Origin of the sequence: Roseomonas aerilata DSM 19363 (genome assembly GCF_000711725.1) — a bacterium.
Taxonomy (GTDB): Bacteria; Pseudomonadota; Alphaproteobacteria; order Acetobacterales; family Acetobacteraceae; genus Roseomonas; species Roseomonas aerilata.
Genome location: NZ_JONP01000008.1, coordinates 226,205 through 248,517 on the forward strand (window position 1 = coordinate 226,205; position 22,313 = coordinate 248,517).

Consider the following 22,313-nt stretch of genomic DNA (forward strand, 5'->3'; position numbering starts at 1 on the left):
GGTGGCATTAGCCTGCGGGTAGGGAGGCGCCCAATCCGCCGTGCGGCCACGTCCCTCATCTCAGCGCAGGATGGTGAGGAGGGATCCAAGGATCGATGGATGGACGATCCTTCGAGCAGGGCAGTGACGGACAGCCACATCACCGGTTCCATGATTCAGGTAGTCGTCGCCATGCTCGGATGGCAGGAGGCGGCCATGCCCTGGCTATGACCATCGCTCTGGTTAGGCCCTCTTGCGGTTAGCCGGTTGCGATCCCTTTGCCTTCTCGGTTGTGCGGCCTTCATCTGCTTTCTTGGGTTTCGACTTCGATGCTGACCGCGACACCGCTTTCTTGGCTGGGGCGCGCTTCCCCTCGTCGGTGGTCTGGCCAAGGCTGCGCTTCAGGGCGGCCATGAGGTCGATGACGTTATCCCGCCGCTCCTCTGGCTCAGGCTCCGGCGCCTCCTCCTCGCCACGGAGCTTGGCCTCGATCACCTCGCGCAGGCGGGCCTCGTAGCGGTCCTCCATGTCGCCGGGATCGTACTTGCCGGTCTGCCGGTCCACGAGCTGGGTGGCCAGCCGGACCATCTCCTGGTCAGGCTTGCCACCGGGTACGCTGGCAAAGAGCTCCTTCGGATCCTCCAGGTCGCGCTCCTCGTGCAGCGTGTGCAGCACCAGTCCACGGTCCATCGGCACGATGGCAATCGCCCGCTCGCGGCGAGCGAGCACGAGGCGCGAGAGCGCCATGCGCCCGCTCTTGGCGATGGCGTCCCGCAGTACGACGTAGACGTCCTGCCCGGCCTTCCCGTCCGGCACGAGGTAGTAGCTCGCGTCGAAGTAGATCGGGTCGATGGCGTCGGCCGCGACGAACTTGTCCACAGTCAGCACGTCGGAGGTATCGATCTTCGCCCGCTCGAAGTCGGCGTCGTCCAGGACGACGTAGGTGTCCTTCTTGAACTCGTAGCCCTTCACGAGCTCGCCCCGCTCGACCGGCTTGTCGGTCCCGGCGTCCACCGTGACCATCCGCACGCGGTTCTGCGTCTTCGGGTTGATCAGGTGGAAGCTCAGGTCGCCGGAGGTCTTGTGCGCCGTGTAGAGGGCCACAGGGCAGGAGACGAGGGCAAGGCGGAGGTGTCCCCGCCAGATCGGGTGCTTCTGCGCCATCAGGGCGTCTCCTCGGGAATGGACTGCCGCAGGGTTCCGTAGCCCTGCCACGGATCGGCCTTCAGTCGCTTGAGACGGGTGGGCACGGTCGCGATGGTGAAGGACATGGGGTCGAGCTTGGCCGTGACCTCGCGCCAGGACAGCGGCGTGGCCACAGGTGCGCCGGGGCGGGCACGGGGCGAGTAGCTCGCCACCGCCGTGGCGCCTGGCCCGTTGCGCAGCCAGTCCACAAGGATGCGCCCGCGGCGCTTGGCCTTCGCGACAATCGAGACGAAGCGGTCGGGCATCTCCGCCTCCATGGTCGCCGCGAAGTGGCGGCAGAAAGCCCGCACGGCGAGCCATCCGGAGGCGCCCTGGACGGGCGCGATGACGTGGAGGCCCTTGCCGCCCGTGGTCCGGCAAAAGCTCTCCAGGCCCGCCTTCTTCAGCCGGGCGCGGACCTCCTTGGCGGCCGCCACGACGTCGGCGAAGGGCACGCCCTGGCCGGGATCGAGGTCGAAGACGATGTGGTCAGGATGTGCGGTGTCGCGTTCGGGCGAGCCCCAGACATGCAGCTCGATGGCCGACATCTGCGCACAGGCGACCAGCCCCTCCTCGTTGTCGACCGCCAAGTAGGGACCCTCGGCCGCCGTGCCGTCCCGGATAGAGGAGGGCATGCCCTTGTTGCCGTGCTTCTGGAAGAAGCGCTCCCCCTCAATGCCCTCGGGGCAGCGGAGCAGGGCCAGCGGCCGCCCAGCGATGCCGGGCAGCGCCACCTCCGCGACGGTACGCCAGTAGGCGGCCAGTTGAACTTTCGTCACGCCGGGCCAGAGTTCCCGCTCGGCGTGGGTGATCTGAACCGCACCGACGCGTTGGCTGCCGCGCTTCGGCGCGGTGGCGTGCACGATGGTCGCCTTGACCTGCCCACGAGGCTGGAACACCTGCGGCTCGACCTCAGAGGGCGGCACGTCGCGCATGACCTCGTCCGCCTCCTTGTCCTGCCGAAGGCCGAGGTAGGTCGCGTGGCGGATGCGCCCAAAGCCGGTCCAGCCGATGAACTGTACCTCTGCCACAAGCTCGGGCCGCACCCAGCGGATCGCGGGGTCGGGCGGCTCACCGGCGAAGAGCATGTTCTCGGGAGGGGTGCTTGGCATGGCGCTCAGCCGTCGCGTCAGGGAGCGGAGCTCCACCTCCGAGAAGCCAGTGCCCACACCGCCGACGTAACGCAGCCTCCGCTGCTCGTCGTAGAAGCCGAGGTGAAGAGAACCCAGGCCCGTCCGGCTCCCAGCGGGTGGGGTCCAGCCGAGCACGACGAACTCCTCGCGTCCCTGGCACTTCACCTTGACCCAGTCCCGGGTGCGCGCGGCGCGATAGGGTGAGTTCGCCTGCTTGCAGATGATCCCCTCGAGGCCGAGGGCGCAGGCCTGCTTCCGGACCCGGGCGCTCTCCCCCTCCAGGTGGTCGCAGTAGCGGAGCGCCCCGCCCCAGTCGGAAAGCGGCTTCAGGGCCGCCTTGCGGTCCACCAGGCGGCAGCCGCGGAGATCCCAACCCTCCAGGTGCAGAAGGTCGAAGGCGTAGAAGAACAGCGCCTTCCTGCTGCCGCCGTTGGCGAGCGCGGACTGCAGGGCGGGAAAGGAGGAGAGCCCGTCCTCGCGGAGGGCGACCAGTTCACCGTCCATCAGCAGGGTCTTGGGCTTCAGGGAGGCGACCGCGCGGGCGACGTCCGGGAGCTTGGCTGTCCAGTCCTGGCCGTTTCGGGTCATCAGACGAACCTGACGGCCCTCTTTCCAGGCGAGAAGGCGGTAGCCGTCGAACTTGACCTCACTGATCCACTCGTCGCCCTCGGGCGGCTCGTCCGTGAGGGTGGCGAGTTCAGGCTTTTGGCTCTCGGGTAAGGGGCCGGGCACTGCGCCAGCGGGGGCATCCCCCCGCGGCGCTGAGCCTGGCTCAGCCGAGGATTTCGCCTTCGCCGCACCGGGTGTGGCCGTCCGAGCCGCGGCAGTCTTCCGCCGTGTGGAGGCCTTGTCAGCAAGCGGTGCAGGGATCTCAGCCTCCAGCGTTTCCGCATCGGCACCCGCGCGCTCCTCTGCGTCGTGCTCCTTGATCAGCAGCCAGTTATCGGCCTTGTCACTCCCTCGCTGGCGCAGGCGGACGAGAACAAATCCGCCCCTTAACCGTGAACCCGAAAGCCGGAACTTGAGCTCGCCCTGCTCTATGCCGTCCTCCGGATCGCCTTCGGGCACCCACTCTCCGGCGTCCCAGATCTCAACAGTTCCAGCCCCATAGTTGCCCTCGGGAATGCTGCCCTGGAAAGAGGTGTAGTCGAGCGGATGGTCCTCCACCCGCACGGCCAGGCGCTTATCCGCGGGATCCAGGGAGGGGCCTTTCGGGACAGCCCAACTCAAAAGGACGCCGCCGTGCTCGAGCCGGAAGTCCCAATGAAGCTTCCGGGCAGCATGCTTCTGCACGACGAACTTCAGTGCCGGTCCAGGTAGAGCCTCCACGATTCCTGGGGGCGGCTCGCGGGTTTGATTGAAGTCGCGCTTCGCCCGGTACGTCCGAATGGATGTGTCGCGGGTAACTGCGGAGCGAGCAGGCATGGTTTATCGGGAACGTGGCCTACAGGTCGGCAGTTGCAGGCTTTGGCGAGTGACGGAACCCGGCATCGGTGACCGGGAATCGTTGGGCCGAACCGCGCTCATCGTGAACCTCCTAGCTTGAGCAGCTGTCGGCTGACCCGAGAGGGACTGCCGTGACCGCATGCGGATCAGCGACGCGACACCTGCGATGCCGTTCGTGAAACGGAGCGCCTTCGACCTTGGCCACCTAAACTGAGGTGCCTATTGAAGTCCCCCTACCGGGTAACTGTCCGAACGGCACATGCCAAACGCATCCAGCGGTGTCGATCGGCTTTCCGCTCGCCACGTGCGGCCGGTGACTGATACCAGAGGGCATGGTCTTTGCCCTGAACCAAGCCGACTGGGCAGCCGCCACGGTTGCCCGATCCGACTACGCCACAGACTGGCACGCGCACGACTGCGCCATGCTCTTGCTTCCCCGGCGGGGACTAATCTTGTTCGAGATGGAAGGACGACCCTCTCCAAGCCGGATCCGTCCTGGCGAGGCGCTCCTGGTGGCTCCGGGTGTCGGCCACCGCACCCGGGCCGCGGACGTCGCCCATCGCCATATCGTCCTGTACGCGCCCGCCACCCGGCTCAGGCGCTGGCTTCCAGCATCGCGCGGCTGGAAACTTGGCCTGGTGCCACCCACGATGCTTCCACTGCTCTCCTACCGGGATGCCCTGCCGGAGGGATCCGAGCGGGCTGTGCTCGCCGAGCGCCTTCTGCTGGAAGAGGCCGCGGAGGCAGGACCCGAACCCACCCCGGCAGAGCACGGTGCGGCAGTCGTGCAGGCCATTGCGGAGCACCTCCAGGCACGGCTGCAGGAGCCGCACGCGCTGGACGACCTCGCCACCCGCTTCGGCCTGTCACGCCGTCAGATGACGCGGATCTTCCGGCGCCACACCGGCACCAGCATCGCGGACTACCTTGGCGGTCTGCGGGTCCGGGAGGCTGCCCAGCGGATCGGAGCGGGCCAAGGCGTGCTCGCGGCCGCCCATGCCGTGGGTCTGGCCTCGCCGTCCCACCTCGCTCGACTCTTCCGTCAGCACACCGGCGGCCCACCATCGGCGGCCCGATCGGGCGAGAGATAAGGCCTGATCGGGCGCGCCTGCCGGGCGCACTGAGGGCCAGACTGTGCCCATGCAGCCGATCCCCTCGCCCCCTATTCTGCTCTCCGTCTTCCCGGCCGGACCGGGTGGCGGGAACCCCTGTCCAGTCGTGCTCGACGCCCGCGGCATGGATGCCGAGGTCATGCGAGGCCTGGCCGTCCACCACGGGCATGAGAGCGGCTTCGTGCTGCCGCCGGAGGAGTCCGGAACGGCGGACTTCCGCTTCCGCTTCTTCGTGCCTGAGCACGAGATGGAGATGTGCGGCCACGCGACCCTGGGCGCTGCCTGGCTGCTCCGTGCCGAGGGGCGCGCGCCCGGGCCGGAACTCCGCATCGAGACGCTGTCTGGGCCGGTTCGGGCCATCTTCGGCGCGGAAGGGGCGGTCGAGGTCACCCAGCCTCCGGGGCGGGTCGAGACGGTTGGGGACATCACCGTCGTGCTTTCGGCACTCGGCCTGACCGATGCGGACCTTCGCCCCGGGTCTTCTGTGCTGAACGCCGCCACCAGCCGCGTGAAGACCCTCGTGCCCGTCGCTGACCTCGCGCGGCTGCACGCCCTGAACCCGGCCCCGGCCCGAGTGCGCGCGGCCTGCGAAGCGATCGGCTCCACAGGCCTCTACCCTTGGGCCGGAGACACGGACGGTGTCGTCCACGCTCGCCAGTTTCCGCGCAGTTCCGGCTACCCGGAGGACGCCGCTACTGGCATCGCGGCCGCCGCGCTCCTCTACGGGCTGGGCGCGCCAGAGGCGGGGCTGCTTGTCCGCCAGGGCGAGGCCATGGGCCGTCCCAGCGAGATCCACGTGCGCCGCGATCCGGACGGTCCCGGGTGCCGCCTTGGCGGGCGTGTGGAGCTGATGTCGTGAGGCGCCGTACCCTTCTCGCCGCGACCAGCGTCCTGGCGGCTCGCCCGACCCTGGCGCAGTCCTGGCCCACCCAGCCCATCCGCCTGGTGGTGCCCTACGCCGCCGGTGGTCCGACGGACGTCGCGGCTCGCCTGCTCGCCGAGGCGCTCTCCGCCTCCCTGTCGCATCGGGTGATCGTGGAGAACCGCACCGGCGCGGGCACCGTGGTCGGCACGGGCGCCGTGGCGAACGGCTCGCGCGACGGCCACACCTTCCTGGTCGCGACCGTTGCTCATGTCGTGAACCCTGTGCTGGTGGCGAACCTCGCCTTCGACCCGATTGCCGACTTTGGGGGCGCCGCCTTGATGGGGACGGTTCCACAGGTCGTCCTCGTGAACCGCGACCTGCCGGTCCGGAGCCTGCCCGAGCTGCTGGCGCTGTTCCGCGGCAGGCCTGGCGGGTTTGCCTACGGCTCGGCCGGGAACGGCAGTGCCCAGCACCTGGCGGCCGAATTGCTAAAGAGGCAGGCGGGGCTGGACGTGGTGCATGTTCCCTATCGCGGAGCCGCGCCTGCCGTTGCGGACATGCTGGCCGGACAGGTGGCGATGGTCATCGACAGCGCCGCGACCGCGATCCCCATGGCCCGCTCCGGCCAAGCCCGGGCGCTGGCGGTGACAGCGCCTGCGCACTTGTCACAGCTGCCCAAGGTCCCGAGCGTCGCGGAGACGCTCCCGGGCTATGAGGCCTATACCTGGAACGCCCTCCTCGCGCGGGCAGGCACCCCGCCCGAGGCGATCGCGCGCATGAACGGCGCCGTGAACAACGCGCTCGCCAAGCTGGAACTCCGGGGCGGTTGGAGGAGCTGGGTGTCACCGTGGTATCAGACAGCACCCCACCATCGGTTGACGCCTTCCTTCGTGCCGAGGCCGACAAGTGGCAGGGGGTACTGCGGGAGGCCGGGGTGAAGGCCGATTGATGCCGCGCCGCTTACCTCAACCAGCCGCGGTACGCTCAGCTGCCCTTGTGTGAGAGATAGGGCTGAGCAGCCTGCAAGACAGGCCCGCATGCCGGGACATCGGCTTGAAGCACGGCCTCGTAGGTCGTCATGCCCGTCCAAATCCTTGCTGCCGTCAGGACGCCGCGGACCGGGTCCCCGATGTAGGTTTCAGTGAGCACAGGAGAGGCGGCCGAGACGCAGCTGGCGACGTCCCGCATGATGGTCTGTGGTGCGCCAAGCTGAGCAAGACGAGCGCTCAGTTCAGTCTTCGCAGGCTCAGTAATCAACAGATTGATGAGGGTGAAAAACAGATCGCGGAACATGTCAGGCTCCTGCTGGCGTCGGAAGTGCAAGGATCCGACATCACACAGGCCGCCAGAGGAGCCTATGCCAGAGGGGCCCGGACCGGGTCTCGGACCGGGAGATCGACGTTCACAGTGTTGATGTCAAGGATTGCGCAAAGATGCGAGTTCGGAAGCAGCTCTATTCAAGAAGGCTGGCCAGCAGGATCATTCTGCAGCAGCTCCTTGAGGGTAGCCGGTTGGCCCGCTCCTTGAACCTCGGCAGGCCTCATTCGATCGGATAGGTCCCCGTTTGCTGTAGAACGCAGAACTACGATCCCTCAACACGTCAATTGCCGCTATGCGCCCCCACCGGTCTTTTGTGCGGTGTGGGTGCTTGCCCGATGGCCGATTTTGCCGATGCCTGTAAAGTTCAGGCGCGAATGGCAACCTCGGCTTCGATCTCGACAGCTATACCGAACGGCAGGCCAGCCATACCAACAGCAGATCGAGCATGCTTACCCCGGTCCGGCCCGAATAGTTCGACGATCAGATCGGTAAACCCGTTAATGACGAGCGGGAATTGGTCGAAGTTTTGAGTGGCGTTCACCATCCCGAAAACCCGCAGCCAAGCGGCTATCCTGTCGAGTTCGCCAAGTTCCGCCTTTAAGCTGGCGAGGACGGCAAGGCCCGTCAGCTTCGCCGCTTGGTAGCCCTCCTCCAATGTCAACTCCTGGCCCACACGCCCGAGTGGCCGCGCCAGCGAGCCATCTGGCGCTAAAGCAGCATGGCCGGAGACAAATGCCCGGTCACCGTGAACTCGCACCCACGGAAAGCTGAGATTCACCCCAGGTGGCAGTTGGACAGGCGCTGGAAGATAGAGGCCCAACGCGCTCAGCCGCTCCTCGATCTTACTCATAGGCCGCCGTCCCTCCTGTGCGCCTACCCGTCGAGTACCCTTGGCTCCGCCGCTCTTTCAACCAAAAGAGCGGGTAGTTTCGCATCTGAAGCATGCGAACGCGGTTACCACCAGCGCTGGCAGCTTTGACCTGCTTTCCTCCTGAAAGCGGCCGCTCCGATTTCGGCCAGAGGTGGCCGTTCGAACAGGTGCCACAAGAGCTCCCGAAGGTTCACGTGCTGCGCTGAACTTCCCGGCGAGGGGCGGAGACGATGTCTAACCTGCCCCTTGCGCCTTCCGCACCTCGTCCAGCACGGCCTCATGCGTCGCGAGTATCCGCCGCAGAGTGGGCTTCCCTTTGTCGCTCGCCTCAGCGATGCCCTCATGCATCTCTTCGATCCCCGTCGTCATCTGCTCGGCTAAGCCGGACAGCCGCTCCTGTAGTTGCTCGCCGTCATCCTTGAGTTCGGCCGTCCAGATCGCCAGGACGCGTGAGAATTCGGCAGCAGCTCGGGCGGGTGGGACGCCCGCTTGCAGGAGTTTGATGAGGGGGGCTAGGTCGGCAGCAGGGGAGCGGGACATGCGTAGGAAGGTAGGTAAGCAAACCGTCGGTGGCTAGACGACGAGGGGCTGCCTCGGCGAAAAGCTCCAGTACCTCAATCGTGCCACAAGCTGAGTTCGATACTCAAGTAACGTCCTTCTCGGCCACCAGACCTCGAATTTCGTACACGTGAACCATCGCAAGGTTATCCGCCAGGCTAGGGTGCTCGCAACGGCGCCTATGAGCGCGAGGGGGAAGGGAACCCAGGAGATGACCTCGGCAGCGCTCATCGGGCGTCGGACGACCCTTACCCTCACGGCAGCCTTGGTCCTGCCCGAACTTGCTCATGCAGCTTACCCAGACCGGCCGATCCGCCTTGTCATCCCTTATGGAGGCGGTGGGCAGACGGACATCGTCTCCCGCCTGATCGGGGACGGCATGGCGCAGCGGCTCGGTCAGCCGGTGCTGCCGGACAACCGCTTGGGGGCGGCTGGCGACGTCGCGGCAGAACTGGTCTCGAGGGCACCGGCAGACGGTTACACCATCCTCAGCGGTTCAACGGGGACGCTTGGCGGCGTAAACGCGGCCCTGTACCGCAATCCTGGCTACGATTGGCAGCATGACTTGCTGCCGCTCGGGCTGTTCTGCACGGCGCAGAACGTTGTCCTTGTCCATGCCTCTGTGCCCGTACGAACTCTGGCCGAGTTTCTCGATTACGTGCGAGCGCATCCCGACAACGTGCCCTACGCGTCCTCTGGCATTGGCGCCACGACGCATCTCTCCATGGAAATGCTGCTGGAGCAGGCGGGTGGATTACGGATGATCCACGTGCCCTATCGCCAGAGCACTCAGGGCATGACCGATCTGCTCGCGGGACGCGTCAAGGCGCGCTGCCTGGGCCTGCCGGAAGCCGAGCCCGTCAAGGCCGACCCTAATATCCGTGCATTGGCCGTGACCGGCGCTGCGCGTAATCCGCAGTGGCCGGAGGTACCGACCGTAGCCGAGACCTTGCCGGGCTTCGAGGCGGTGAATGCCTTCGCTCTTGGCCTGCCCGCTCGCACATCACCGGAAATCGTGGCACGCCTGAGCGCGGCGCTGAACGCAGCCTTAGCGACCGAAGCGGTTCGCGCCGGATTTCTCCGCGTGGGCGCTGACCCGGCGGAGGCGAACACACCCGAGGAGGCCGCGGCCTTCCTGCGCCGTCGCGGCGAGCTATGGGCCGCGCTTATCCGCCGTCTGGAGATCGTCGTTCAATGAGCGCTGCCGCAGCCATCGCCGCCACCATGCCGGAGCTGTCCACCTGGATCGGCCGGAGCCGCACGGACGAGGAGGAGATCACCTTGTCCGCCGTACGCCGGATCGCAGCGACCTTCGACGGCGATCCCGAGGCGGTCGCGCTTGGTGATGCGTTGCCACCGCACTGGTTTGGGCTGTTCTTCGCTGACATCCCGCGGCAGTCCGCCATCGGCCCTGACGGGCACGCGCGGGCCGGGGAGTTCCTGCCGCCCATCCCGCTACCGCGTCGCATGGGTGCCGGGCGGCGGGTTCGAACCCCCGGTGCGCTGCGCGTGGGCGACACGGCAACGCGGCGGACCGAGGTCGCCGCGATTACCCCCAAGTCGGGGCGGACTGGCGAGATGGTGCTGCTGACGATGCGGCGGACAGTCGAGGCGCGCGGGGAGGTCGTTGCGGTCGAAGAGTTCGACGCGCTGTACCGCGAGGCCGTGCGGCCCGGCGCTTCCAGCGCAACCAACCCGCCCGTGCCCGCGCCAACCGAGGCGGCCTGGGCCGACATCGTGCCCATCGACCCCGTTCAGGTGTTTCGCTACGGCGCCATCACCTGGAACGCGCACCGGATCCACTATGACGCTGATTATGCACGTGGCACCGAGGGCTATCCGGGAGTGGTGCAGAACGGGGGCTTGACGATGCATCTCATGGCGGATGCCGCACTCAGGCGCGCGCCTGGCCCTCTCAAGGGCTTCAACGCCCGTCTCGCGCGGCCGATGTTCGTTGGCGACCACATGACCCTTCGTGGCGTCGTAGCGGAAGGGGGCGGCACACGCGTCTGGGCGGCCGACAAGGCGGGTTTCCTGGCAGCGGAGATGACCTTGGAGTTCGGCGCATGAGTGGTCCGCTTGCGGGTATCCGGGTGGTGGACCTAACCTCCGTCGTGGTTGGCCCGATCTGCACGCGCACCCTGGCCGATCAAGGGGCAGAGGTCGTGAAGGTGGAGCCGCCCGGGGGAGACCTGCTGCGGAACCTCGCCCAAGGCAGCCGGAATCCCGGGATGTCCGGCAAGTTCATCCAATTCAACCGTAACAAGCGCTCCATTTGCCTTGACCTCAAGCGACCCGAGGGGATCGCTGCGATGCAGCGCCTGGTCGAGGGAGCTGATGTCTTTGTCTCCAACATCCGCCCGTCGGCGCTCGCCCGGCTGGGGCTGGACCATCAGGCGCTGTCCGGTGTGAACCCACGCCTGATCCACTGCAGCATCCTCGCCTTCGGCTCTGGCGGCCGCTACGCCGAGCGCCCCGCCTACGATCCCATCATCCAGAGCTTGTCTGGTGTGGCGGCCACCTTCGAGCGGGCAACAGGGGAGCCGCGCTTCGTGCCGATGGTAATGACGGACCACATCACCGGCATCATCGCCGCCCAGTGCATCGGCTTCGCGCTGTATCGGCGCGAGCGCACCGGCGTCGGGGAAGCGGTGGAGGTGCCCATGTTCGAGAACATGGCCTCCTTCGTCATGAGCGAGCACATGAGTGCGGCGACCTTCGACCCGCCGGTTGGCCCGACCGGCGACAACCGTATCCTCAGCCCCGAGTACCGCCCGATGGCGACGAAGGACGGCCACATCACCGTAGGCCCCAACACCAATGCACAAGCCTTCGGCTTCTTCGAGGCGATCGGCAGACCTGAGTTGCGTGACGATCCCCGGTTCTGCTCTGCCACGGCGCGCACGACCAACGCCGCGGCATACTTCCGCCTGCGCATGGAAGCGCTGCGGGAGCGGACGACGGCGGAATGGCTCGATATCCTCGGGGGGCGCGACATTCCCTGCGCCCGCTACAACACGCTGGAGGACCTGATGGAGGACCCTCACCTCGCCGATAGGGGCTTCTTTCGGGAGGAGGATCACCCCAGCGAGGGCCGCCTGCGCCGAACCGCTGTGCCGAACCACTTTAGCGGCGGCATGCGGGAGGAGGAGCTGTACGCCCCACGATTGGGGGAGCACACACGGGAGGTGTTACGGCAGGCGGGGTACCAGGACGCGGAGGTCGACCGATTGATCGAGACGGGTGCCGCGCAGGCGCCCGCATCATGAATTGGCGCTCGCTCCTCTTCGTCCCCGCCACAGCCGAACGTTTCATCGCCAAGGCGCATACGCGTGGCGCGGACGCGATTATCCTGGATCTCGAGGATTCGATCCCTCCCTCGGAGAAGGGAGCAGCCCGAGCCGCGCTAGTCGGCGCCGTCCCACGTGTGACACAGGCCGGTGCAGCCGTCGTGGTGCGGATCAATCAGCCACTGTCACTGTCCGTACCGGATATCGCGGCAGCGGTCGGACCGGGTGTCGCAGCGCTGATGCTGACTAAGGTGCTCGGCCCCGACCATGTCCGCCTCCTCTCCGACGCGGTGACAGAGCGTGAGCTCGCTTGCGGTATGGCTATGGGCAGCACGAGGTTCCTGGCACTGGTCGAGACGGTATCCGCCCTGCCTTGGATGGCGGCGATCGCCGCGGCGGACCCGAGAATGGCGGCCATGGGCATCGGTGGCGAGGACCTGGCGACGGAGCTCGGTGCCGCGCCGACAGCCGACGGTCTGTATGTCTGGGCCGCCCAATGCATCGCGGCTTGCCGGACGGCTGGGATCGTGCCCATGGGCTCGCTGGGTAGCCTCTCCAACCTGGACGACCTGGAGGGCTATCGGGCGGGGTTGCGTCGCGCCCGCGCCTTGGGCTTCGCAGCAGCATCGTGCATCCATCCCGCCCATGTGCCCATCATCAACGAGGAGTACGGCGCAACGGAGGAGGAGCTGGACCGGGCCCGCCGCCTGGTTGCAGCTTTCGAAATGGCGCTCTCCCAGGGATCAGGTGCGGTGGCTTTCGAGGGCCGGATGATCGACTTGCCTATCGTCCAGCGTGCTCGCCGCCTTCTTATCCGGGCTGAGGGTTGGAGAACCAGTGCAACTTCTCCGCCAGATGATCAGCAGACACAAAGGTAACGCAGCAGGTGGGAGCGGCGTTCATCCGCTCATCATGGAGGATCGAGCATGAGCAAACTTGGAAGTGAAAATCGGGATGATCTTTCGGCACGGCAGTTCGCGTTTCCCAAACAGCGGAAGGAGCCACTGGAGGACGCTCGGCACGTCCGGAACGCTGTCGCACGCTTCAATCAGGTCCAGGGCGTCACTGACGACGAGCGGGATGAAGCCTGGACCCGCATCAAGACCGCAGCGAAAAAGTTCGATGTTGAGCTTCACGAGGGAAGCTGGCGCGAGCTGCGCAAATCGCCGGAATGACGACGGTCCAGCTGTAGCAGCCTAGCTCACCTCCCGAGAGATTTGCGGCCAGGGAAGATTGTGCTGAGCTGTGAAAGGCTTCCCATCAGGTAGCTTCAACGCATTTGAGTGCACTGCGATTTGCTATCCAGACTGCGCGTGACTATGTGTGCTCGGTCAAAATGGAGCCTGACATTGGCAAATCAGTTCAAGCGCGGCGAAGCAGTGCGATTCAAGACGACTGGTGCGGGCGTCACGACCGCACGGCGCGGCACTGTTGTAAGGACGGTACCTACCGTCCGTGGTGTGCGCGTCGAAGTGAAGGACAAGGACGGCTATGTGTACCGCCCGCATCTTTCCATGGTGAAGCTCAGCGCCTGACATTAAGGAAGGCTCGGGCAGCATTGATGCCTGGGATCTCGGGAAGCTACGTCGAAGCGACGTTATAATTGCGGACGTCGATGTGCCCGCCGAGACTGTAGCGGTCGCGAAGCTGTTTGCTTGAGCACCTCCCCTCGGCTCTCGAAGAGGTGCCGCAGGCCCTATCGAGAAGTCTGAGCAATGTGACCGGAGCTTACTGCGCAGGGGCTCACAAGGTGGTGCAGCTCGGCGTCTTCTGCCCCATGTGTAGTGATTCCATACGTCAAGGTTGCCACGTCTAGGAGGTGGACTGCCATGAGCGAGCCGGACAAGTACATGCTGGATCAGGCTGAGCAACTCGCGCAGCACCTGAAGCTTGTCGATGGGAAATCTGGCTACGTCGAGGCGACGCCGGACGCCTACCATGTTTACCTTCGAAGGAAGTGGCCGGGTAAGCAGCTGGCGTCCTGGGACGGTATCCCCGTTGAGTGGCATGAGAACGTCGGTACCCACAAGGCGGCCAACAGGTAGTTGTCTCGGAGGCAAACCCCGGTTAGACGGCTACAGTGCGGGGTGTCACCTGCGGCAGCGCTACGCCCACCAGTGCGTCGCGAGTGACAATCGCAGCGAGCCGATCCTCGGACCAGCCATCGGTTCCTTCAGGCCGCAGCGGTAACACCATCCACCGGTAGTCAGCAGTGCTGTCCACCACCCGCACTTCCACTCCTTTAGGCAACACAGTTCCCCACTCCGCCAGCACACCGCGAGGGTCGCGCACGGCTCGGGCACGGTAGGCAAAGCTCTTGTACCAGTGGGGCGGATAGCCGAGCACCGCGCGCGGATAGCAGCTGCAGAGGGTGCAGACGACCAAGTGGTGCCGTCTCGGCATATCCTCGAGCACGCCGAGCGGCGGCGCACCAGCCATGGACACGCCCATGGCCTCGGCCGCAGCGGAACCGTCCGAGAGCAGCAGGCGGCGCCACTCAGGGTCGAGCCAGGCGCGAGCCACCATGCGGGCGCCGATCTCGGGGCTCGCGCAATCGGTCTGGGCTTGGCGGGCGGTTAGCTCATCCTCGGTCAGGATGCCCCGCCCTTTCAGGGCGCCGATCAGCGCCTCCAGGCGGACAGGTGAGTCGGGGCGGGTTGGCGCGCTCATTCAGATCGCCTTCTTCGTAGCCTCGATGGGTTCAAGCCAGTGCTCGAAAATTTCGACGAGCAGCTCGTCGCCGCAGTGACCCTCATTCCAAATTGGCTGTTGCTCAAACAGGACGTGGTAGAGCGCGCGCCTCGACGCTGGGCGACCGAAAGCGAGATCTTCTGGGCTCGCAAAGCAACCGAGAAGGCGCTGCACCGTGCCAGTACGCCCTCGCAGGTAATGAGGGGTGCGGATGTGGCAGGGACCGCGGCGCTCTGGCCAGTCATCCAGGACCAGAACCCGCGCGCCGGGCTCGAAGCGCGGCGCCGCGAAGGCGGACTTGCCCGGCGGGTCGGAGGCGGCGGCGCTGGTGCCCTCGGCAGGGGTCATCGCAGATCCTCCCGACTGAGGACGCCCTTTTCAAGCATCAGCGTGGTCATGGAGCGCAGCCAGCGCTCGTAATAGGTGAGCGCCAGATACTCATCCTCGGGAATGGCCTCGATGCCCCGCCGGAGCTCATCCACCGTCATCAATCCCTTCTGCGCAAGAAGCTGGCGTAGGGCATCCACGCGCTTGCCGAAATCATCCGGAGGTGCCTCGTCACGCTCCACGGCTGTGCAGCGGAAGCGTGAGGCGCCACCCATATCGTGGGTGACGGGGATCGGGGCCTCAGACGTGGGTCCGTTGATGTCAGCGTCGCTCATGGTTGGAGGCTAGGACGGAGGGCCGGGTGCGTCCACTTGCCTGTTTCTGACGGACTGTTCGCCCCGATCTGCGGTGCAGCGGCCGTGGTTGAGCAGAAAGCCCAATGGTCCGATGCGGCCATGTAGAACCCTGTCCCCTGGCTTTGGTGCTGTGGTGCCAGTGAAAGTGGTCCGGTTGCCTCCGGCTAGATCTGGCGATGTCGACTTCGCGCCCGTGTGGTCATCAATGTTGGCGCGACAACGCCTCGAGAGCGGACATCAGATCACAGCTAGCCCATGATCAAGTGGGGTGAGATGTGCAATTGGCGTTCTCCACCTTGCTACGCACAAGCGGGCGTGGGTGTCACTTCTAGCCTAGCTGCTTGCCAGCTCGGTGTCGGCGCGCTCGGCAGCGAGTACGAATGCCTTCGGCTTGGCAGCATCAAGACGCCCACCACTCCGAACACCGGAGCAAAGGTCCAGCCCGAACGGGGCGCTCTTGCCTTATCGCACCGCGAACATTGCGGCCCCTAGCGGGGCTGCCGCGACGCCCCCATGGTCAGATGAGGCGTCCGGACCGGAACTGTGACTGTCCGTCGTTCGCCGGAAGCGCCCGGAGCGAGGCAGGAGGCTGGCAGGGGAGGCGGGCGCTCCACTTCCGGTGCCGTCCCGTGCTAGGCCTTCGCCATGGAGACAAAGCCGCCCATCCCGCTCGCCGTGCTCGTCGGCATACAGAAGCCGGAGATCGATGACATCGCGCACGAGGCCAGCCTCCAAGAGCTGGAGCGCTTGGTGAAGACGCTCGGCTACGAGGTGGTCGGCGCGGTGTCGCAGCGGCGCGAGGGCACCGGCGCCGGGTCGTTGCTGGGCAGCGGTAAGCTAGCGGAGCTTGCGGCGCTCACCGGCGGCACCGGCCTTGTCGGCTCAATGGCACCTGCCCCGAGGGCCAAAGCGCGGCAGCGGTTCGAAGGCGCGGCCGAGCCCGCCGATCCGGCCAAACCCGACCCGGGCGCCGCCCGCAAGCCCGAGTTCGTCATCGTCGACCACGAACTCTCGCCGAGCCAGATCCGCAACCTGGAACGAGCGACAGGGGCGCAGGTGCTCGACCGTACCGGCGTGATCGTCGAAATCTTCCACCGCCACGCCAACACGCGCGAGGCGAAGCTGCAGGTGGAGATGGCGCGCCTGAAATACGTCGCGCCGCGCCTGCGGGAATCCTCTGGCGGTGGCGGGCGGCAGCAGGGACCGGGCGCTGGTGAAACCACGCTCGACCTCGACCGCCGCAAGATCCGGGACCGGATCTCGGAGCTGAAGGACCAGCTCGAGGCGGTGCAGCGCGACAGCGACCAGCGCCGGTCCGCCCGACGGGACCAGCTGCGGGTGGCTCTGGTTGGCTACACCAATGCAGGCAAGTCCTCCCTCATGCGGGCCCTCACCGGCAGCCAGGTGCTGGTCGAGGACAAGCTCTTCGCCACCCTCGACACGACCGTCCGCGTCCTCCAGCCCGAGACCCGGCCGCGCGTGCTCGTCTCCGACACCGTCGGCTTCATCAAGCAGCTGCCGCACGACCTGGTCGCCTCGTTTCGCTCCACCCTGGCGGAGGCGCTCGAGGCGTCGCTGCTGCTCTACGTGGTCGACGCTTCGGACCCGACCTATGAGGCGCAGCTGGAGGTGAGCCGCAGCGTGCTGCGCGAGATCGGGGCGGACACGGTGCCGTCCCGCCTGGTGCTGAACAAGATGGACCGCATGGATGCCGCCGGGCGAGTTGCGCTGATGGAGAAGCATCCGGACGCGATCATGCTCTCCGCCCGCGCGCCCGACGATGTCAGCGCGCTGCGGGACACCATCATTGCCTTCTTCGAGGCCGCGATGGTGGAGGATGTGCTGGTGCTGCCCTACGCGAAGCAGGGGCTGCTCGGCGATGTGTACGAGAGCGCACGTGTCTTGTCCGAGGAGCACGACGAGACCGGGCGGGTGCTGACCGTGCGCGGCCTGCCTGGCGCCATCGCGCGCCTTCGGCGGAGCCTTGCTTCGCACTGAGCCACGGCGACTGCGGCATCTCAAGATCCCAGAACGCCGTCGTTCCTCATTCGAGGCAGAAGGATCAGGCGGTCTGCCGCTCCCTTTACGACTTACCGCTGGAAAGCGCAGGTCTAGCCCTAGGTGAACCCTTCGCCTGGAACCCTGACAACGCGGATCCCAAGGCGGAGACTGACCGTAGCTTGACGCTTGCCCCGCAAAAGGGGCCGCGTGCGCGGCCAAGGACAGACCCATAGAGGTGGCACCATTCGATGAGGATCCGCAGGCCTCGATACTGAAGTGCGCTTACGTCACCCATCAAGAAGCCGAGGACAGCTTGCAGTTCACCGGCCTGGGCGCTCACTCCAGCAGCCGCATCCCATCGGCAACAGGCGCCAGCGTGACCTCGGAGAGTTCCGATCCCGTGCTCTATCCGTGTGTTGGATGCTCTGCCTCGGTCTCTGGCGAGTGGCCGCCGTATAGCGGCGGCCGCAATTGACGCCCTTCGGACTTCGGTGACAGCTTAGCCTCATTGCTCAGACGGTTCGGCACGCCATGCACCCTGTAGAAGTCTTCGAGCTGATCGTTGGCATGCTCCTGGCAGTGCTGGTGCTGCAGTATGTAGCCCCTCGATTGGGGCTTCCACCAGCCGTTGCTCTCCTGGTCGGCGGTGGCGCGCTGGCGTTCGTTCCAGGTTTGCCGACCATCGACCTCGACCCTAACCTAGTTTTGGTTATCTTCCTGCCACCACTCCTGATGGATGGCGCCTGGTTCACGGCGCTGGCGCCCTTCCGGCGCCATCTCAGCGGCATCGCCTCGCTGGCAGTCGGCGCGGTGCTCTTCACAGCGGCTGCCGTCGCGATCGTCACGAAGTTGGCCGTGCCGGAACTGCCCTGGGCGGCCTGCGTCGCGCTGGGCGCCATCGTCTCACCGCCCGACGCAGTTTCGGCCAGGGCGGTGCTTCAGCGGGTCAAGCTGCCACGCCGACTGGGCACCCTGTTGGAAGGCGAGAGCCTCCTCAACGACGCGACAGGGCTGGTGCTGTTCCGCTTCGCAGTAGCAGCTGTCATCACCGGGTCGTTCAGCCTTGGCGAGGCTATCGGCAGCTTCGCGTACCTCGTAAGCGGCGGGATCGTCGTTGGTGGTGTTATCGGAGCAGTATGGATCCTCCTACTGCGACGCCTTGCGGACGAACACCTGATGGTCGCCGCTTCCGTGCTGGTCTGCTGGATGAGCTACATCGCTGGTGAGATGGTGCATGTGTCCGGCGTCATCTCGACGGTGGTAGCGGGTCTCGTCTGCGGCTGGTACCAGCACGTCGTCCTGACAGCGAGCGTCCGGGTGCGTGCCCTCTCGTCTTGGCAGGCGATGATCTTCCTGCTGGAGGCGGCGGTGTTCATCCTGATCGGCCTGTCGCTGCGCGGCGTCATCGACCGCGTTGGCGGGATCGGCATCGTGGTGCAGGACATGGCCTGGTCGGTGGCCGCGATCATCGCGGCCGTCATTCTGGCACGCTTTGCCTGGATATTCGGCTCGGATGCGCTTCTCGGCCTTCTGAACCGCGCAGGCTTTCGCACAGCCGAGCCACTCGGACCACGAGCCGCGAGCGTCATGAGCTGGGCAGGCATGCGAGGAGTGGTCACCCTCGCGGTGGCCTTAACCCTGCCCGAGACGATGCCAGGGCGTGACCTGATGCTGGTCTCAGCCTTCGCCGTGATCCTCGTGACAGTCCTGGTTCAGGGAACGACACTCGGCTTGGTCATCCGGCTCGCAGGACTTCAGGAAGACGAGCGTAGCAAACCACCGCTCGACCTCCACTCCGCGGAAGCCTCCATGCTCAAGGCGCAGTTCGAGGAAGTGCAGCGGGTGGCCTACTCGCCCGACGGTTCCCTCCTCCATCCGCGCCTACTGGACAGCTACCGGCGCCGGGCGACGATTTCGACGGAATTCTCCGGAAGCGATGAGGACCGCGCCCAGGATATCGCCGCACATTACGGCGTCATCCTCGCCGCCGTGGCCGCAGGGCGAGCCGAGCTGGTCCGCCTGCACCGGGCGCACCAGATCGATGATGAGACGCTCCACGATCTGGAACGCGATCTGGACCTCGAGGAGCTTGTGGCACTCGCTGCTAGGGGCTGATCGGCATCTCTCCGACTTGGTGGAGCAGTACTCCATGCGACAAATGCGGGCAGGACCGTCGGCATAGCTCGCAGTCCGCACCCGTTCCCCAGGTGTGCTGCCTCCGCCGGTCTGCAGGTTCGTCACGCCTCACCTGAAATCCCTGGTTGGCGGCATCTTTGTCTGTGGCTGGCGCTTGCTCCCCGGCTCTGGCCGCCGGACCTCGTCAGCCCGCCCCAGGATGCGTTCCGCCCACTCGCTGTGCTTCAGCGCCGAACCAAGACCCCTCTGAAAATCGGCCGCAACGCACTGAACTCGCAGCGAGTTCTTGTGTGAGGTTGGATCCCGATTGGCGCCGGTCGGGACCCCACCCTCACATCAGTTCTCTGTATTGAGTCAGGAATATAGACTGGCTTTGGCGAGGGTCCCGGTTCAGTGCTCCTCTACAGGCTGCCGCAGCAGCGCCGCCTGCAGCTCATATTTCTTACTGCGGGCAGTGTTTTGCATTGACCCCCAGTTGTCGGTAACGAATCATGTTTGTCTCTCCACAGGACGTGGTTAGGTAGATGCGCTTCCACTTTCCGATGATCGCAGTGGCTCTGGGCCTAGGTCTGCTGGTGGGATGCGGCAGCCCGGCAGACCAGCTCGGAAGCGACGGCGTCGCGCCCGCCGCGGTCAGTTGGTACCTGCCGAGGACCGAGGGGGTGGATGTGCGGGTGACCACCGAGGTCCGCTCCTGCTCGCCGCTCAGGATCGCTATCTCCACGTCCGCTGCGCCCGTGGTGACCACGGACTGGTCGAACCGCCGCTCCGTCGTCATTGAGGGCATGGGCGGCTTACTCGGGACTGCCGAGTTCAACGCGGAGACCTATCCCGAAGGGATGGTCCGGTCGCTCGGCGGGAAGGCGGAAGATCGCACTGGGCCCATACTGGCTGCGATCGCTGAGGCGGTAGTAAAATTCGCCCCGCTCGCCGTCGGCGTACCCGGCTTTGGGGGAGCGGCGGGCGGCGACCGCCCCACCGTCCGGCAGGTACGGGCCGGATGTACCGACGAGACGGCTGCCGACGTCGCAGCGCTAGAGGCCGCCCTCCGATCGCTTGACCGGACACCCCTCGTGGCGGATGCGCTGACCGCAAGGACAGTCCAGATTGAACGCCTGCGCGCTCGGCTGCGCACGGAGGAGACGGTACGCCTCGCGCTCGCCTCTTCGCCACCAGCTGACATGCCTCATTTGGATCAGCCGATCACCGGGCAAGCACTCGTCCAACGCCACATACTCGTCGCCGTCCCCTGGACCACCCCACCGAACATGACGGCCACCCTCCGCTACGCCACGGGAACCGCGCCACAGTCGGTCGCAGTTCCTCCCAGTGCCGACTACCATTACCGGGAACCCGTCCGGGTCGATCTGACCACAAGCGTGGTCTGCCCCGCGGGGACTGATTGCACCGTCACCCCGACCTCCAGCTCCATCCAGTTTGGCGTGGCTCAGTGGGGTGTACCGAGGCGGCTACCTCTTCAGGCAGGATTGTTCCAAAGTCTCTCATACAGCATCGCTTTCCAGCAGGACGGCACGCCTACGACGCAGCGTGGCGCCTCGACGGCGGCTCCGGCGGAAGGTGCCGCCGCACTCGCGAAGGCACTCGCCACGAGTGCCTCGACCGATACACGTACCGCTGCGATCCAGGCGGAGGTCGCGCGCAACCAAGCGGAGCTCGATTTGATCACCGTGCGGGCCAAGCTTGCCGCTGCCCGGTCCGGTCAGTGATCCGCCTCGCGGCTCTCCTGGCGCTTATACTCACGACCGGATCGGCCGCGGCCATCTCTCTGTCTTTCGAGATGTTCCGAGATTTTGCTTTCTCACAGCTGATCCTTAATGAAGGAAGTCCCACAACGCGGCACGTCGCTGTCGCAATGCTCGTGCGGAACATCCGCGGGCAGGCGGTTCCGGTCTGCTCCGGTAGTCTTATTGCGCCGGATCAAATCCTCACCGCCGCCCATTGCTTCTGCGGTGATGGCCGGGACAAGCCGGTTCGACGTAAGCACTGTTTCCCCGTCGCTCATGATTGGCAGGCCGTCTTCCATCACGCTGGAAGGATCGCGATCGCGGAGATCAAGATCCATGACAACTACGCCTGGAGGAGCCTGGCTCCCGAGAAGCCCGGCGGAATGCCAATGCCGTCCATCGAAGCGGACCTAGCCATCGTGAGGCTTACCCGGCCCGCCGACGGCATCGCACCGCTTACTCTCGCAGCTGACCAGCCGGTTCCCCTGACGAACATGACGATGGTCGGCTTCGGAGTGTCGGGAGGTGGTCTTCTCGGGTCGTCTCTGACGGCACCGGGCTTACAAGTCGAGGTCACCGCACCAGTAACGGCGTGCAAGAAAGGGTTCAAAGGCAGCATGCTGCTCTGCCGGGACAATACGCCGTCGGCAGAATCAAGGAACTGCAATGGCGACAGCGGCGGTCCGGGTCTCGTTGGCGGAAGGATCGCGAGCGTTGCCTCGGCGATCTCGTCGGCCTGCCCATCGCGCGGGATGGCCATCGACATGGCGGTGACTAGCCCCGCAGCGCGCACCTTCATCAAAACCCGGTTGGCCCCGATCTCAGGCCCCGTCGCACGACACCTGCCCTCACCCGGGGACGGGTTGATCCGCCTTGATGACGAACGACAGGCGACCTTGCCCATCATTGATCTTCCGTCCGACGTGTCCGAGATCCTTGTCGTCGCGACCGGACCAGACGCAACCAAGCTCGGGCAGGCGCCTGCGCCGCAGTACCCCGTTCGCATCGCCGTCAGCGGGGCTCACTGTAGCGCAGGTCCCGGTGGACTCCAGCCGAGCAACGTCGCGGAGTGCCGTTTCTCCCGTCCGCCTGATGGTCGAGCAACGATCACCGTGGAGGGTTCGAAGCCTCTCAGCTTGCTCCAGGTTGTTGTGACAGCGAGATAGCCAAGCCCTAGGATATTCGGCATCGCCCCAACAACCCATCGATTTGCCCCTGCGTGTCGGGTTGCGAGACCTCCTTGGCAGCTTCAGCAATGAGGCGGGCGCAGGCGACATCGTCTGGACGGTCTGGACGGT

At 65.9% G+C, this 22,313-nt stretch carries 22 protein-coding genes; 14 read left to right on the top strand and 8 right to left on the bottom strand.

The genetic code is table 11. From position 1 onward, the window contains the following. Positions 1-222: 222 nt before the first annotated feature. Entirely contained in the window at positions 223-1,143 is a 921-nt protein-coding gene (gene ku, locus BO39_RS11830; RefSeq protein ID WP_052401979.1) for a non-homologous end joining protein Ku, read from the bottom strand. After that, positions 1,143-3,722 carry a DNA ligase D gene (gene ligD / locus BO39_RS11835; protein ID WP_043833261.1) on the bottom strand — a complete coding sequence of 860 codons (2,580 nt, stop codon included), beginning with the start codon at positions 3,720-3,722 and terminating at the stop codon, positions 1,143-1,145. The genes ku and ligD overlap by 1 nt, the downstream gene beginning before the upstream one ends. 659 nt (positions 3,723-4,381) lie before the next feature. Here ligD and BO39_RS33600 point away from each other — a divergent pair. From BO39_RS33600 to BO39_RS11850, 3 genes are read left to right on the top strand one after another with little or no spacing between them, the layout of a single operon-like run. Further along, complete coding sequence (locus BO39_RS33600; protein WP_169742754.1) at positions 4,382-4,834, top strand: helix-turn-helix domain-containing protein; 453 nt, start codon at positions 4,382-4,384, stop codon at positions 4,832-4,834. A gap of 49 nt (positions 4,835-4,883) precedes the next feature. Beyond that, positions 4,884-5,714, top strand: a complete 831-nt coding sequence (locus BO39_RS11845) for a PhzF family phenazine biosynthesis protein (RefSeq protein ID WP_043833265.1) — start codon at positions 4,884-4,886, stop codon at positions 5,712-5,714. Further along, complete coding sequence (locus tag BO39_RS11850) at positions 5,711-6,658, top strand: Bug family tripartite tricarboxylate transporter substrate binding protein (protein ID WP_245615120.1); 948 nt, start codon at positions 5,711-5,713, stop codon at positions 6,656-6,658. The genes BO39_RS11845 and BO39_RS11850 overlap by 4 nt, the downstream gene beginning before the upstream one ends. Before the next feature lie 46 nt (positions 6,659-6,704). Here the strand turns inward: BO39_RS11850 and BO39_RS11855 are convergent, their stop codons facing one another. The 3 genes from BO39_RS11855 to BO39_RS11865 all read right to left on the bottom strand — a co-directional run bounded on the left by BO39_RS11855 (position 6,705) and on the right by BO39_RS11865 (position 8,451). Then, positions 6,705-7,013 carry a hypothetical protein gene (locus BO39_RS11855; protein WP_043833267.1) on the bottom strand — a complete coding sequence of 103 codons (309 nt, stop codon included), beginning with the start codon at positions 7,011-7,013 and terminating at the stop codon, positions 6,705-6,707. 391 nt (positions 7,014-7,404) lie between these two features. Then, positions 7,405-7,890, bottom strand: coding sequence for a RidA family protein (locus BO39_RS11860; RefSeq protein ID WP_043833269.1), 486 nt, complete (start codon positions 7,888-7,890; stop codon positions 7,405-7,407). Between the two features lie 255 nt (positions 7,891-8,145). Next, positions 8,146-8,451: a hypothetical protein gene (locus tag BO39_RS11865; RefSeq protein WP_043833271.1), complete on the bottom strand. Its 306-nt coding sequence runs from the start codon at positions 8,449-8,451 to the stop codon at positions 8,146-8,148. A 229-nt stretch (positions 8,452-8,680) separates the two neighbouring features. Here BO39_RS11865 and BO39_RS11870 point away from each other — a divergent pair, with 229 nt between their 5' ends. From BO39_RS11870 to BO39_RS11895, 7 genes are all read left to right on the top strand, one after another. After that, positions 8,681-9,667, top strand: a complete 987-nt coding sequence (locus tag BO39_RS11870; RefSeq protein WP_043833273.1) for a Bug family tripartite tricarboxylate transporter substrate binding protein — start codon at positions 8,681-8,683, stop codon at positions 9,665-9,667. Continuing rightward, the gene (locus BO39_RS11875) at positions 9,664-10,539 is read left to right on the top strand and encodes an HTD2 family dehydratase (protein WP_052401981.1); all 876 of its coding nucleotides are present in this window, start codon (positions 9,664-9,666) and stop codon (positions 10,537-10,539) included. The genes BO39_RS11870 and BO39_RS11875 overlap by 4 nt, the downstream gene beginning before the upstream one ends. Next, on the top strand, positions 10,536-11,738 hold the full coding sequence (locus tag BO39_RS11880; protein ID WP_043833275.1) for a CaiB/BaiF CoA transferase family protein: 1,203 nt from the start codon (positions 10,536-10,538) through the stop codon (positions 11,736-11,738). The genes BO39_RS11875 and BO39_RS11880 overlap by 4 nt, the downstream gene beginning before the upstream one ends. Further along, positions 11,735-12,637, top strand: coding sequence for an HpcH/HpaI aldolase/citrate lyase family protein (locus BO39_RS11885; RefSeq protein ID WP_052401983.1), 903 nt, complete (start codon positions 11,735-11,737; stop codon positions 12,635-12,637). Before BO39_RS11880 ends, BO39_RS11885 begins: the two co-directional genes overlap by 4 nt. 48 nt (positions 12,638-12,685) lie before the next feature. Continuing rightward, positions 12,686-12,934, top strand: a complete 249-nt coding sequence (locus tag BO39_RS11890) for a DUF6582 domain-containing protein (protein ID WP_043833277.1) — start codon at positions 12,686-12,688, stop codon at positions 12,932-12,934. Positions 12,935-13,108: 174 nt separating this feature from the next. Beyond that, complete coding sequence (locus BO39_RS32580) at positions 13,109-13,294, top strand: hypothetical protein (RefSeq protein WP_156963661.1); 186 nt, start codon at positions 13,109-13,111, stop codon at positions 13,292-13,294. 294 nt (positions 13,295-13,588) lie between these two features. Beyond that, positions 13,589-13,804: a hypothetical protein gene (locus tag BO39_RS11895; RefSeq protein WP_043833279.1), complete on the top strand. Its 216-nt coding sequence runs from the start codon at positions 13,589-13,591 to the stop codon at positions 13,802-13,804. A 22-nt stretch (positions 13,805-13,826) separates the two neighbouring features. Here BO39_RS11895 and BO39_RS11900 read toward each other — a convergent pair whose 3' ends face one another. From BO39_RS11900 to BO39_RS34955, 3 genes are read right to left on the bottom strand one after another with little or no spacing between them, the layout of a single operon-like run. Next, a complete protein-coding gene (locus tag BO39_RS11900) occupies positions 13,827-14,429 on the bottom strand; it encodes a nitrile hydratase subunit alpha (RefSeq protein WP_052401984.1) in 603 nt (200 codons plus the stop codon). Then, entirely contained in the window at positions 14,430-14,798 is a 369-nt protein-coding gene (locus BO39_RS34950) for an SH3-like domain-containing protein (protein WP_084698054.1), read from the bottom strand. Then, positions 14,795-15,112: an SH3-like domain-containing protein gene (locus BO39_RS34955; protein WP_052401985.1), complete on the bottom strand. Its 318-nt coding sequence runs from the start codon at positions 15,110-15,112 to the stop codon at positions 14,795-14,797. Before BO39_RS34955 ends, BO39_RS34950 begins: the two co-directional genes overlap by 4 nt. Positions 15,113-15,778: 666 nt before the next feature. On the opposite strand from BO39_RS34955, the gene hflX reads away from it, so the two are divergent. The 4 genes from hflX (at position 15,779) to BO39_RS31025 (ending at position 22,181) form a co-directional block, all read left to right on the top strand. Then, on the top strand, positions 15,779-17,131 hold the full coding sequence (hflX, locus tag BO39_RS11915; RefSeq protein WP_043833281.1) for a GTPase HflX: 1,353 nt from the start codon (positions 15,779-15,781) through the stop codon (positions 17,129-17,131). 570 nt (positions 17,132-17,701) lie between these two features. Continuing rightward, a complete protein-coding gene (locus BO39_RS11920; protein WP_245615122.1) occupies positions 17,702-19,249 on the top strand; it encodes a Na+/H+ antiporter in 1,548 nt (515 codons plus the stop codon). A gap of 545 nt (positions 19,250-19,794) precedes the next feature. Beyond that, the gene (locus tag BO39_RS11925; protein WP_043833285.1) at positions 19,795-20,997 is read left to right on the top strand and encodes a hypothetical protein; all 1,203 of its coding nucleotides are present in this window, start codon (positions 19,795-19,797) and stop codon (positions 20,995-20,997) included. Positions 20,998-21,143: 146 nt separating this feature from the next. Then, positions 21,144-22,181: a trypsin-like serine protease gene (locus BO39_RS31025; RefSeq protein ID WP_245615128.1), complete on the top strand. Its 1,038-nt coding sequence runs from the start codon at positions 21,144-21,146 to the stop codon at positions 22,179-22,181. The last annotated feature ends 132 nt before the right edge of the window (positions 22,182-22,313 follow it).

Coding starts and splice junctions, on each gene's coding strand:
- ku (WP_052401979.1), bottom strand. CDS start 1,143: ATGGCGCAGAAGCACCCGATCTGGCGGGGACACCTCCGCCTTGCCCTC.
- ligD (WP_043833261.1), bottom strand. CDS start 3,722: ATGCCTGCTCGCTCCGCAGTTACCCGCGACACATCCATTCGGACGTAC.
- BO39_RS11845 (WP_043833265.1), top strand. CDS start 4,884: ATGCAGCCGATCCCCTCGCCCCCTATTCTGCTCTCCGTCTTCCCGGCC.
- BO39_RS11855 (WP_043833267.1), bottom strand. CDS start 7,013: ATGTTCCGCGATCTGTTTTTCACCCTCATCAATCTGTTGATTACTGAG.
- BO39_RS11860 (WP_043833269.1), bottom strand. CDS start 7,890: ATGAGTAAGATCGAGGAGCGGCTGAGCGCGTTGGGCCTCTATCTTCCA.
- BO39_RS11865 (WP_043833271.1), bottom strand. CDS start 8,451: ATGTCCCGCTCCCCTGCTGCCGACCTAGCCCCCCTCATCAAACTCCTG.
- BO39_RS11870 (WP_043833273.1), top strand. CDS start 8,681: ATGACCTCGGCAGCGCTCATCGGGCGTCGGACGACCCTTACCCTCACG.
- BO39_RS11875 (WP_052401981.1), top strand. CDS start 9,664: ATGAGCGCTGCCGCAGCCATCGCCGCCACCATGCCGGAGCTGTCCACC.
- BO39_RS11880 (WP_043833275.1), top strand. CDS start 10,536: ATGAGTGGTCCGCTTGCGGGTATCCGGGTGGTGGACCTAACCTCCGTC.
- BO39_RS11885 (WP_052401983.1), top strand. CDS start 11,735: ATGAATTGGCGCTCGCTCCTCTTCGTCCCCGCCACAGCCGAACGTTTC.
- BO39_RS11890 (WP_043833277.1), top strand. CDS start 12,686: ATGAGCAAACTTGGAAGTGAAAATCGGGATGATCTTTCGGCACGGCAG.
- BO39_RS11895 (WP_043833279.1), top strand. CDS start 13,589: ATGAGCGAGCCGGACAAGTACATGCTGGATCAGGCTGAGCAACTCGCG.
- BO39_RS11900 (WP_052401984.1), bottom strand. CDS start 14,429: ATGAGCGCGCCAACCCGCCCCGACTCACCTGTCCGCCTGGAGGCGCTG.
- BO39_RS34950 (WP_084698054.1), bottom strand. CDS start 14,798: ATGACCCCTGCCGAGGGCACCAGCGCCGCCGCCTCCGACCCGCCGGGC.
- BO39_RS34955 (WP_052401985.1), bottom strand. CDS start 15,112: ATGAGCGACGCTGACATCAACGGACCCACGTCTGAGGCCCCGATCCCC.
- hflX (WP_043833281.1), top strand. CDS start 15,779: ATGGAGACAAAGCCGCCCATCCCGCTCGCCGTGCTCGTCGGCATACAG.
- BO39_RS11920 (WP_245615122.1), top strand. CDS start 17,702: ATGCTCCTGGCAGTGCTGGTGCTGCAGTATGTAGCCCCTCGATTGGGG.
- BO39_RS11925 (WP_043833285.1), top strand. CDS start 19,795: ATGCGCTTCCACTTTCCGATGATCGCAGTGGCTCTGGGCCTAGGTCTG.
- BO39_RS31025 (WP_245615128.1), top strand. CDS start 21,144: ATGCTCGTGCGGAACATCCGCGGGCAGGCGGTTCCGGTCTGCTCCGGT.